Annotated in this window: 9 protein-coding genes and 6 tRNA genes; 14 read left to right on the forward strand and 1 reads right to left on the reverse strand. The window is 32.5% G+C overall.

What is annotated here, in order from left to right:
• Nucleotides 1-171: 171 nt before the first annotated feature.
• The 4 genes from N4A57_RS09790 (at nt 172) to N4A57_RS09805 (ending at nt 5,797) form a co-directional block, all read left to right on the forward strand.
• Nucleotides 172-699, forward strand: coding sequence for a GNAT family N-acetyltransferase (locus N4A57_RS09790; RefSeq protein ID WP_293657814.1), 528 nt, complete (start codon nt 172-174; stop codon nt 697-699).
• Between the two features lie 369 nt (nt 700-1,068).
• Nucleotides 1,069-1,530, forward strand: a complete 462-nt coding sequence (locus N4A57_RS09795; RefSeq protein WP_293657815.1) for a protease complex subunit PrcB family protein — start codon at nt 1,069-1,071, stop codon at nt 1,528-1,530.
• Between the two features lie 111 nt (nt 1,531-1,641).
• Nucleotides 1,642-4,041, forward strand: a complete 2,400-nt coding sequence (locus N4A57_RS09800; protein WP_293657816.1) for a Lon protease family protein — start codon at nt 1,642-1,644, stop codon at nt 4,039-4,041.
• A gap of 115 nt (nt 4,042-4,156) precedes the next feature.
• The gene (locus tag N4A57_RS09805; protein ID WP_293657817.1) at nt 4,157-5,797 is read left to right on the forward strand and encodes an S-layer homology domain-containing protein; all 1,641 of its coding nucleotides are present in this window, start codon (nt 4,157-4,159) and stop codon (nt 5,795-5,797) included.
• Between the two features lie 11 nt (nt 5,798-5,808).
• Here N4A57_RS09805 and N4A57_RS09810 read toward each other — a convergent pair whose 3' ends face one another.
• The gene (locus tag N4A57_RS09810; protein ID WP_293657818.1) at nt 5,809-6,381 is read right to left on the reverse strand and encodes a 5-formyltetrahydrofolate cyclo-ligase; all 573 of its coding nucleotides are present in this window, start codon (nt 6,379-6,381) and stop codon (nt 5,809-5,811) included.
• A gap of 206 nt (nt 6,382-6,587) precedes the next feature.
• Here N4A57_RS09810 and ftsE point away from each other — a divergent pair, with 206 nt between their 5' ends.
• From ftsE to N4A57_RS09860, 10 genes are all read left to right on the forward strand, one after another.
• Complete coding sequence (gene ftsE, locus N4A57_RS09815; RefSeq protein ID WP_293657819.1) at nt 6,588-7,274, forward strand: cell division ATP-binding protein FtsE; 687 nt, start codon at nt 6,588-6,590, stop codon at nt 7,272-7,274.
• Entirely contained in the window at nt 7,264-8,160 is an 897-nt protein-coding gene (gene ftsX, locus N4A57_RS09820; RefSeq protein ID WP_293657820.1) for a permease-like cell division protein FtsX, read from the forward strand. The genes ftsE and ftsX overlap by 11 nt, the downstream gene beginning before the upstream one ends.
• 23 nt (nt 8,161-8,183) lie before the next feature.
• Entirely contained in the window at nt 8,184-9,305 is a 1,122-nt protein-coding gene (locus N4A57_RS09825) for a murein hydrolase activator EnvC family protein (RefSeq protein ID WP_293657821.1), read from the forward strand.
• A 77-nt stretch (nt 9,306-9,382) separates the two neighbouring features.
• Nucleotides 9,383-11,083, forward strand: coding sequence for a single-stranded-DNA-specific exonuclease RecJ (recJ, locus tag N4A57_RS09830; protein ID WP_293657822.1), 1,701 nt, complete (start codon nt 9,383-9,385; stop codon nt 11,081-11,083).
• Between the two features lie 416 nt (nt 11,084-11,499).
• Nucleotides 11,500-11,576, forward strand: a tRNA-Met gene (locus N4A57_RS09835).
• A gap of 7 nt (nt 11,577-11,583) precedes the next feature.
• Nucleotides 11,584-11,659, forward strand: a tRNA-Val gene (locus N4A57_RS09840).
• Nucleotides 11,660-11,671: 12 nt separating this feature from the next.
• Nucleotides 11,672-11,748, forward strand: a tRNA-Asp gene (locus tag N4A57_RS09845).
• An 84-nt stretch (nt 11,749-11,832) separates the two neighbouring features.
• Nucleotides 11,833-11,906: transfer RNA gene (locus tag N4A57_RS09850), tRNA-Gly, on the forward strand.
• Between the two features lie 2 nt (nt 11,907-11,908).
• Nucleotides 11,909-11,985, forward strand: a tRNA-Arg gene (locus N4A57_RS09855).
• 9 nt (nt 11,986-11,994) lie between these two features.
• Nucleotides 11,995-12,070 (forward strand) — tRNA-Gln (locus tag N4A57_RS09860).
• Nucleotides 12,071-12,158 lie beyond the last annotated feature (88 nt).

The raw sequence follows: 12,158 nt of genomic DNA on the forward strand, positions 1-12,158 counted from the left end.
ATACCACCTTTCGTTAGAGTTTTTGGGAAAACACTACTTCGATAAGGGATATGGTATTACCTTTAGTTATTTTTTGCCTAAAATACCAAAGAATAATTATCCAAAAGAATAGACTATTTTTGTACAAAACTTACGTAGTTACATTTGTAACAAGGGATAGGGGGAAATATTGTGGATTTTAAATCAAAGGTTGTGCTTAATGATGAAGATTATATTATAAAGATAATCAATTCAGATTATGAAGATATTCTTCAACAATTATGTGAAAGATGTTCAGATTATTTTCAAATAGAAAGAGATGATTGTCCATCTATTAATGAAGGGTATGAAATTTTAAATATGTTGCCTCCTGACAAAAAATATAGTGATAAATTTGTATTCGGAGTTTTTAATAAAAAATCATACTTAGTAGGGGTTGTTGATATAGTTAAGGACTATCCAGTGAAAGGTGAATATATGCTAGGGTTAATGCTAATTGATCCAATAGAAAGAGGAAGAGGACTAGGAAAGAAGCTTCACCACTTTTTAATAGAGTGGAGTATTAATCTAGAAGCAGATAAATTGAGGATAGGTGTAGTTGAAAAAAACTATAAGGCATATGAGTTTTGGAAAAGTAGAGGTTATGAAGAAGTTAAAAGAACCAAGTTAAAACATGGCAATAAAGAGAATAATGTAATTGTAATGAATTACTTAATATAGAGAATAATTATATTGTAAACTATAAAAATAATGATATCCTTATTAGTTTTTTAAATGCAGTACTAAAGGAAGAAATGAAGGTGAAATGAAAAAAGCTTTAGAGATAGCAACCAGCTTAATATCCATGGGAATAGATATTGAAACTATAATAAAGGCCACTGGTCTAGACAAAGAAACAATAGAAAATATTAGAATTAATTAAAAAAAGCTTCCATCTATGTGATTGTAGATGGAAGCCTTCTTTTCATAAAAATCTCCCCAAATAGGTAAAATAATTTAAGCTTAAAATTTATTTTACACAATGGAATATTTGTCTCACAGACAGAATAGTATTTACTATAATGTTTGATTAAGTAAGGGGAGGTTAATATGGGAAAAATCGTAAATTGGTTCAGCATGAAGAAAGTTTTAGTACTAATTTTTATTATGATTTTAATTATAGGTGGAGTTTTTATGATGAAAAAAATCCTTAAAGGAAACAACAATGTATCTTTTGAAACAGTAGCAGAAGAAAATATCCCTGAGAAGATAAAGGAAATACTTCCTAGATACAAAAATTTAGAACGAGCATTGGCTTGTAAAGTTGATGATGTAGTATATGTGATTGCTACAAGGGGAGAAAAGCCAACAGGTGGATATACTATTAAAATAGATAAAATAGTTAAAGAGAAAATAGATGAAAAGAATAAAGTTGTAGTTTACACTACTTTTAAAGACCCTAAAGCTGGCGATGTGGTTACTCAGGTAGTTACATATCCTTATTCCATAGTTAAAACAGATCTAGACGAACTTCCAGATACTATTGAATTAAAAGTTAAATATGAAGATTAATTAAAAAGATTAACCACTAGTGGTTAATCTTTTTGATCTCTTGTGACTAAATTTATGTCTATTAGAAAATACTAAATCTTGTATAGATAATTTTAAAACTGGAGGAAACCTATGAGTTTAGATAATTATGAGGTGAGTGTTGAAAACCTAAGGAAAAAATGTAATATAGATAAGATAAAATTTAACACCACAGAAGATATAGAAGTTTCTAGTGACATAATAGGTCAAAAAAGAGCTGTGGAGGCTTTGGAGTTTGGCCTTGAAATGGATAAAAGGGGATATAACGTATTTGTAGCAGGAGAAATTGGAACTGGGAGAAGCACTTATACGGAGGCAATTGTTAAAGGAAGGTCTAAAAAAGTGGGACCACCCTTTGATTGGTTATACGCAAGAAACTTTAAAAAACCTGATGAACCCATGGCTCTGTATGTGAAAAATGGTATGGGCAAAATGCTTAAAGAAAATGTGGACAAGATTATAGAAAGGCTAAAAAAACAAATTCCTGAAATATTTATGAGTAAAGAATATGAAAATCAAAGAAATATACTCATAGAAGAATATCAAAACTATACTAAGGAGGCCATAGATAAGTTAAACGAAATAGCTAAGGATTATGGATTTATATTTCAAAAGACTGAGAGAGGCCTAATAAGTATGCCCGTATTAAATGGAAAAATTTTAAATGAAATGGAATATAGGAATTTATCAGAAGAAGAAATAGATTATTTTAGAAAAAATTCTTCAAAACTCAGTATAGAAACTATAGAGAGATTTAATGAACTTAGGATGTTAGAAGAGGAATATAAAATAAAGGTAAAAGAATTAGATAAAAAAATAGGATTTCATGCAGTGGATTATTACATAAGAAAATTAAAGGCGGAATTTTCTCGCAATGAATGTATTAAAGAGTATTTAAAGGAATTAGAGGAGGACATAATAGAAAACATCAATCACTTTAAGGGAGATAATATGGCACCAAAGCAGCAACTACCCTTTTTAAGTAAAAGTTCAACTAATTTCTTTGAAAGATATGAAATTAACTTGCTTGTGGATAATTCTTCCCTAGAAAGTGCGCCCATAGTTGTGGAAACTAATCCAAGTTACTATAATCTAATAGGACGAGTAGAATATAAAAATGAGATGGGTCTTTTGAAAACTGACTTAATGAAAATAAAGCCAGGAGCATTCCATAGGGCAAATGGGGGCTATTTAATAATTCAAGCAAAGGATTTACTAATAAATCCCTTTGCCTTTAGTGCATTAAAAAGAGCGCTAAAAACTAACAGAGTAAATATAGAAGGATTAGATAAACAATATGGATATATTATAACTTCAACCTTAAAGCCTCAGCCCATAGAGTTAAATGTGAAGGTAATATTAATAGGTGATATGTATACTTATCAACTTTTATATCACTATGATGAAGATTTTAGAAAATTATTTAAGGTAATGGCTGATTTTGATATAGAAATGAAAAGAAATGATAAAAACATAATGAAGATGGTAGAGTTAGTAGCCCTCCATTGTAAAAAGGAAAAACTATATGCCTTTAACAAGGAAGCTGTAGAATCCCTCATAGAGTATAGTTCTAGGATTTGTGAAAATAAAGAAAAATTAACGGCCAAGTTTAATAAGGTAGTAGATATAGTTTATGAGGCTGACAAAATATGCAGAAAAGAAGGGAAAAAACTAGTAGATAAAAAACATGTACGGGAGACTATAGATAGGAAAATTAGTAGAAATAACAAATATGAAGAAAAATTATTAGAAATGATAGAATCAGGAGATATATTAATTGATATAGAAAATGAGAAGATAGGACAAATAAATGGTCTTGCTGTAATAGGCAATGGAGAATATTGTTTTGGAAAACCAAGTAAAATTACTGTTACCACATACAAGGGGAAAAAGGGAATAATAAATATAGAAAGGGAAGTTAAAAAAAGTGGAAGTATCCATGATAAGGGAGTTATGATATTAAATGGATATATAGGACAAAAGTTTGCACAAAAAAATCCCTTATCCTTAAATGCCAATATAGTATTTGAACAATTATATTCAGGAGTAGATGGAGACAGTGCATCCTCCACAGAACTATATGCCCTATTATCTAGCTTAGCAAAGGTTCCCATAAAACAATCCATAGGTGTAACAGGATCTGTAAATCAAAATGGAGAAATTCAACCAATAGGTGGAGTTAATGAGAAGATAGAAGGTTTTTATAAGGTATGTAAATTAAAAGGAATAAATAAGAATCAAGGAGTTTTAATCCCCCATCAAAATGTTAAACATTTAATGTTAAATGATGAGGTGGTAGAAGCAGTAGAAAAGGGAGATTTTCATATATATGCCATAAAAACCATAGAAGAGGGAATTGAAATACTAACAGGAGTAGAAGCGGGACAGGTAGATGATAATGGAAATTATCCAGAGAAGAGTATATTTTACTTAGTTAATAAAAAATTAGAGGAATTTGTAGATAAGGAAGAGGACGAGAAGAAAGGTGATTAATTGCCTTTCTTTTTTGATTTAGAAATATTTGTTTGTTGACTAGGCAGATGAAAGTAGATAGCATTATAATATGTGAAATTATGAGTATTAATATATAAGAAGGAGAAAGGTTACTATGAGAAAACGGAAATTATTTGTGGAATTAATGAAAATAAGTTTAATTATGACCATTGTTGTTACCTTGATCCTAGGGGGACGAGTAACAGTTGAGGCTCAAAAGTTTAACATGTCCTATTTGTATTTTGGTAATTCAAATGATTACATAAATTATGTGGATAGAACTAATGATTCATTGCATGTGGTGGCACCTAGCTACTTGGATATAAATGTTGATGGAACTTTAAATACACAAAAACTAGATGAAAACCTTATTCATGAAATGCACAAAAGAAATGTGGATGTGGTGCCTTTTTTAAGTAATCATTGGGATAAAACAGCAGGAGAAAAAGCACTGGAAAATAGATTTGAATTGGCTGACCAAATTGCTAATACTGTGTCAAAGTACAACTTAGATGGAGTTAATGTGGATATTGAAGGGTTAACAGAAGTGAGACGTGATGATTTTACTGACTTTGTGAGAATATTAAGAGAAAAAATACCTAGTGAAAAGGAAGTATCTGTGGCAGTAGCTGCTAATCCTTTTGGTTGGACAAAGGGGTGGCATGGAATGTATGATTACGAGGAACTTGCCAAGTACAGCGATTATTTAATGATTATGGCATATGATGAAAGTTGGAGTGGAGGAGATCCAGGACCTGTTGCGAGTATTTCTTTTGTGGAAAAATCCATACAATATGGATTGAATGAAGGGGTGCCTAGCCATAAAATGGTTTTAGGAATTCCCTTTTATGGACGTATTTGGAATATAGATGATACATTAGATAAGACTAAAGAAAAGAGTGAAAAAATCTTAGGAAAGGGCATTTCTTTAAGTAGGGTGGATGCTATTTTATCAACCTATGATGGTAACATGGAATATGTGAAGGATGAAGAAGTAATAAAAGCTACTTTTCAAATAAAAGAAGAGGACCCTAAAGTAAAATTATATAGTTGGGGAAAACCCTTGAGTGTTGGAAATTATGAAATATGGTTTGAAAATGAAAAATCCATAAAGAAAAAATTAGAACTTGTCCAAAAGTACAATATTAAAGGAACTGGAAGTTGGAGCTTAGGACAAGAAGAGGAAAATCTATGGGAGTACTATACCATGTGGTTAAATGGTAAATACTTTGTAGATATTGAAGACCATTGGGCAGAAGAAGAGATTTTAAAAGTAAAGGAAAAGGGCTGGATGGTAGGCATGTCTGAAAGTTATTTTGGACCTGATGAATCTTTAACTAGGGCCCAAGGAGCTGTCATACTAGTGAAAGCCTTTGATTTAGAAGAAAAGGAAAATTCCCCATCTTTTAAAGATGTTCCCTCTAGCCATTGGGCTAAGAAAGAAATTGAAATCCTATACCAAAATGAAATCATGAAGGGTAAGGGTAATGACATATTTGATCCTGACGGGGAGATTACAAGGGAAGAGATGGCTGTGGTCCTATATAACCTATTAGGAAATAAGGAAATTGCTCAAGAAGATAAGAATCCATATGGGGACGTTTACCCAGGCCATTGGTCATATGATGGAATTGTAACCATGAGTGAATATGGAATTTTTAGTGGATTTGGTGATGGAACATTCCGCCCAAAAGAAGAAGTTAGCAGAGGCCAAATGGCTGCTTTGATGAATAAAATTTTAAATAAACAGCTGTAAATCCCAGCTGTTTATTTATTACAATGGATTATTTTACTCTCCGTAAGAATATAATCTAATTTCTGATCAAATTCATCTATTGGAACTTTTTCTATTATCTGTAAGTCAAAGGAAAGGCCTATAGTAGAAACTTTCTCTTTTAATGAAGATAAGAAACGATCATAATAACCAGCACCATAACCTACCCTATAACCAAAAGGGTCAAAGGCTACCCCTGGAACTAATATTAAATCTAAATTATTAGGATTAAAGGGTCTAATACTATCTTCTCTAGGTTCTAATACTCCATAAGTACCTTCTGTTAAATCCTCCTTAGGATTTTTTAACTGGGATAAAATCAAGGTTTTAGTAGATGGAATAGATATTGGAATAATGGGTCTTTTGTCCTGTTTTAGCATGTGATTTATTATTTCATTTGTTTGTACTTCATTCCTAAAGTCCATATATATCATAATAGACTTACTATTTTTAAATAGATCCATATTACATAAGCTCGTAAATATTTTGTGGCTTTTACTTTCTACTTCTGATTTTGTAAGGTTTCTACGCATTTCTAATAGATCTTTTCTAATAAGTTTTTTCACAATATCACCTCTAATTAGAAATTCTTTTAATATATTTATAATCCTCCCAACGGATGAAAAAAATACAAAAGTTGCCATAATGTAATTTGGAAAAAGTAGAAATTAATAATATAATATATAAGTAGAGTGAACTATGAAACTGGCTTAAAAAATAAAGAGGAGTTTTAATATAATTTGTAGAAATTAATTGGGTAGGAGTTGATATGATGATAAAATTTATTAATGTGACTAAACAATATGCAGAGAACTCTGTAGCATTGTCTAATATAAATTTAACTATAGATAAGGGGGAGTTCCTTTTCTTAGTAGGGCCTAGTGGTGCTGGGAAATCTACTTTCATTAAATTATTGTTAAAGGAAATAGAACCAACTTTTGGAAAAATAATAATTGATGGCACAAATATTACAAAATTAAGCCAGAGAAATACTCCAGTCTTGAGAAGAAAATTAGGAGTAGTATTTCAAAATTTTAGGTTGTTAGAAGATAAGACCGTATATGAAAATGTGGCATTTGCCATGGAAGTAATAAATGCTAGCCCTAGGGAAATAAGAAGACAAGTTCCTAAAATATTAGGATTAGTAGGAATTAGTGATAAGGCTAAGTTTTTTCCAAATCAATTATCAGGAGGAGAACAGCAAAGGGTTTCCATAGCAAGGGCTATAGTTAACAATCCATCCCTTTTAATAGCCGATGAACCTACAGGAAATCTGGACCCAGAAACTGCTTGGGAGATTATGAGATTATTAAGGCAAATAAATAGAAGGGGAACTACCGTATTAATGGCAACCCATGCAAAGGACATAGTAGACGTGATGAAATTAAGAGTTGTGGCAATAGAAAATGGGAACATTGTGAGAGATGACATGAAGGGTGTGTATGGTTATGAGGATTAGGACTTTGTTCTATTGTATAAGGCAAGGTATAAGGGGTGTGTGGAGAAATAGAATGATGAGTATGGCATCCGTATTTTCCATAACATCAGTACTGATCATTTTAGGAGTGGTCTTCACCATTGTCCTTAACATAAATAGTTTTACTCAAATCACTAAGGATGAATTTGATTCAATAATGGTGGATGTAAGTGAAAGTGCCAGTGCCTATGAGATGGAATCTTTAGGGAAAAAAATAAAGAACATGGAAGGGGTTTCAAGTGTATCTTTCATATCTAAAAATCAAGCTCTTAAGAATATGAAGAAAAAATGGGGAGAAAATGGATATTTATTAGAAGGATTATCAGAAAATCCTCTTCCTAATTCCTATGTGATAGAGGTATCTAATATAGAAAGGGCAGATGAAATAGTTAGTAAGGTAAAAGGGTTACAAGGCATTGAAGAGGTTCGCTACTATAAGGATATGGTAGATAAGATACTATCTGTAACTAATTTTGTTAAACTAGCAGGTCTAGGTGTCATAATAGTTCTTGTTATAATATCCATGTTTGTGGTGGCTAATACTATAAAGCTTACTGTAATAGCTAGAAAAAAGGAAATTGCCATAATGAAATATGTGGGGGCCACTAACTGGTTCATAAGATTTCCATTTGTTATAGAAGGGATAGTATTGGGTACTTTTGCCATGGGAATATCTGTCATAGTTGTTGGGTCTGGGTATAAGTATTTATACCATATGATAACTTCAGGAAGTTATATTATGATATCGGCTTATATGATACCTTATGAAATATTAGTTAAAAGTATAGTTGTAATATTTGCAGCTTTAGGAATTGGAATCGGGTCTTTAGGTAGTATTGTATCTATGAGAAAGTTCTTAAAAGTATAAGTAAACTAGGGGGGGATAAAAATATGTTGAGAAAAACTATTAGTTTATTTTTAATACTCATTATTTGTTCCACAAGTTTTGTGTATGGGGCAGATACTAGGAAGGAACAAAATGAACTTAATGGTATACAAAGGACTATTAGTGACATAAAGAAAAAATTGTCTGCAAATAGGAAAAAAGAAAAAGATGTGGCTATACAAATGCAAAATTTAGATAAAAAAATTGATAGTAGGGAAAAGGAAATAGAAAATTTAGAGTTTAAAATAAAAGAAACTCTAAATCAAATAGGTAAGACTAAGGAAGAATTAGACCTGGCTGAGAAGAATATAACCTATCAGGATGATATGATGAATAAAAGATTAAGAGCCATGTATAAGAACTCAGATGTGGGGTATTTACAAGTTTTAATGGAGTCAGATGGAGTAGTAGATCTTTTATCTAATATGGATATGGTAAAGAAGATTTTTAATCAAGATGTGGATATATTAAAGGATATGAAAGTAAAACGGAATAGTGTGGAAAGTGTAAAGAATAAACTAGAAGAATACAAAAGAAATATGTCCATAATGAAGAGTAATGCTAGGACTAAGCAAAAGGAACTAGAAGTTTCTAGGGGAGAGATGAGAAAAGTTAAAAGCCAAATTGCCAAGGATGGAAAGGCCCTAGAGAGACAAGAAGATGCCCTTAAGAAATATGCAGATCAATTAGAAGCAGAAATTTTAAGGAAACAATCTGGTGGTAAGTATGTGGGAGGTAAATTCACATGGCCAGCACCAGGATACAATAGAATAACATCACCCTTTGGATATAGAATACATCCTGTTTTAAAGAAAAGGAAACTACATACAGGTATAGACATAGGAATTCCCTCTGGAAGGAATATAGTGGCAGCAGCTGATGGGAAGGTTATTCATTCTAATTGGTTAGGTGGATATGGAAAGGCTGTTATGATTGACCATGGTGGTGGTATAGTGACACTATATGGTCATACATCTAGGTTATTAGTTAAAAATGGACAAAGGGTCAAAAAGGGTACTCCTATAGCTAAGTGCGGTAGTACAGGCATGTCTACAGGACCACATCTACATTTTGAGGTTAGAAAGAACGGTAAATATGTTAACCCTATGACTTATTTGAAAAAATAACAAGAGTTTTCAACTCTTGTTATTTTTTTGCTATAATTAATACATGAAAATTACAGATCAGCGGAGGGGGAGAAAGTATGTTTGAAACTACTTGGGAAGTATTGAATAAGGAAGATATTAATAATATAGGTACTGATGAAATAATAAAAAATATATTGAAAAATAAGGGCATATTAGAAGAAGATCAAATTAAAGAATTTTTGTCACATAAGCCTCAAAGGACTTATGATCCTTTTTTATTAAAGGATATGAAAGAATCTGTTGAAACAATTGTAAATCACATAGAAAAGAAAAATTCCATATGGATATATGGGGATTATGATGTTGATGGAATTACAAGTATATCCCTTTTGATGGACTTTTTAAGTAACTTTACAGACAACTTAAATTACTATATACCCCTAAGGGAAGAAGAAGGGTATGGTCTTAATTGTGATGCCATAAGGGATATAAAAGAAAAGGGAGCAGACCTAATTATTACAGTGGACTGTGGCTCCACATCCATAAATGAAGTTAAATTAGCAAAGGAATTAGGCATGGATATAATAATAACTGATCACCATAATATAGGTGAAGAAAAGCCTGATTGTTTAATAATAAATCCAAAGCAAGAGGATTGTAAATATCCATTTAAATTATTATGTGGTTGTGGAATAGCTTTTAAGTTAGCCCAGGCCATTCAAAAGACCTTAGATGGACCTAAAAAGTATTTAGCTCAAGTGCTAGATTTAGTAGCATTAGGTACAGTGGCTGATGTGGTTCCCCTTGTGGATGAAAATAGGACCATGTTAAAGCATGGATTAAATAAAATAAACAAGGGAAGTAGAATAGGTCTTAAAACCTTAATAGATAAGATAGAACTAAAGTTAGGAAACATAACATCTACTAATATTGCCTTTATAATAGCCCCCCACTTTAATGCCAGTGGAAGAATAGATGATGCTAGGGCTAGTGTAAGACTTCTATTGTCACAGGATATGAATGAGATTAACAGGTTAGTGTCCCATCTAATAGAGTGTAATAATGCAAGAAAAGAACTACAAGAAACTTGCATAGAAAAGTGTAAGGATATAGTAGAAGAAAACTATAGGGATGATTTATTTTTAGTGGTAAACTCCCAAGATGGACATGAAGGAGTAATAGGCATTGTGGCAGGGAAGGTTAGGGATGCCTATTATAAGCCCACATTAATTTTAACAGGTAGTTCAGAGGATGGAATATTAAAAGGTAGTGGTAGAAGTATAGAACATATAGATATATATGAAGAATTGAAAAAGCATGAGGATTTATTTGTTAAATTTGGTGGACACAAGAATGCTTGCGGTTTTTCCATTAAAAGTGAAAACTTAGATTTATTAAGGGAAAAACTAAATGAAGAGGCAAGTAAAAAGGACAAGGAAATATTTATAAAAAGAATAAAGATAGATTGTGAATTGATGCCTTCTCAAATAACTTTAGAAATGATAGAAAAACTAAAAAGCATAGAACCCTATGGTATGGGCAACGAAAAACCCAAGTTCCTAATAAGTGATGCCCAGGTGAGTAACCCCTATGAATATAGGTTCATGGGAAAGGAAAAGAAGCATATTAAATTAAAGATAAAATCTAATAAGTATAATGATAATACTAAACTAGATTTAGTAGGATTTAATATGGCAGATACATATACAAATAAATTAAATGGAACAAATCAAGTACAAGTAGTAGGTTTTCCTGATGTTAATCATTGGAATGGAAATGTGTATATACAATTTAAAATAGAAGATATTAAAGAATAGGTTTCACATAGGATATTCTTTTAAATTTAATTTATGTATAGATTTCATAATTATAAACCAGATTTATGTGTGGCTACTTCAGGAAAATATATTGAAAATTTTTTCCATTGAAGTCCTTGTCACATGTTAAAGTGTGAATCTTCGTAGATAGGTTCATGAGATTTGTTCAAGTAGCATAGGATATTGTGACGTTCCTCAATCACAAAAAAAATTAATATATTTGCCCTTATCGGCAAGTTACAGTATAAAGAAAGCTTAGTGTTACGAAATCTATTTTAGAACTAGAAGCTATTAGATTAAGGTGAAAATTAAAATATAATTATGAAAAAGTGTTGACATGTACAAATAAAAATGATAACATATATCTTGTCCTTAAGAAAAAGGCAAAGAAAACTTAAGGATACTAGATATGATGTGGCGGCGTAGCTTAGTTGGCTAGAGCGTTCGGTTCATACCCGAAAGGTCGGTGGTTCGAGTCCACTCGCCGCTACCACAAATGAGGGCGTATAGCTCAGCTGGGAGAGCACCTGCCTTACAAGCAGGGGGTCGTAGGTTCGAGCCCTGCTACGCCCACCATTTAAATAATGCGGCCTGGTAGTTCAGTTGGTTAGAATGCCAGCCTGTCACGCTGGAGGTCGAGGGTTCGAGTCCCTTCCAGGTCGCCAATTAAATTTAAAGGAAACTCAGAAACATGAAGTTCCTGAGTACTCCAGATTACACCAAATGTGAAATTTGGGTAATTGAAGCATGCGGATGTAGTTTAGTGGTAAAACTCCAGCCTTCCAAGCTGGTTATGTGAGTTCGATTCTCATCATCCGCTCCAATGGGTTCATAGCTCAGTTGGATAGAGCAACGGCCTTCTAAGCCGTGTGTCCGGGGTTCGAATCCCTGTGGACCCGCCATTTAAATAATGGGGTATCGCCAAGTCGGTAAGGCACCAGATTTTGATTCTGGCATGCGTAGGTTCGAGTCCTGCTACCCCAGCCATTTGTGACCCATTAGCTCAGTCGGTAGAGCACTTGACTTTTAATCAAGGTGTCCCGCGTTCGAGCCGCGGATGGGGCACCAAATACGG

The organism is Anaeromicrobium sp. (assembly GCF_025210435.1).
In the GTDB taxonomy this organism is placed as follows: domain Bacteria; phylum Bacillota; class Clostridia; order Peptostreptococcales; family Thermotaleaceae; genus Anaeromicrobium.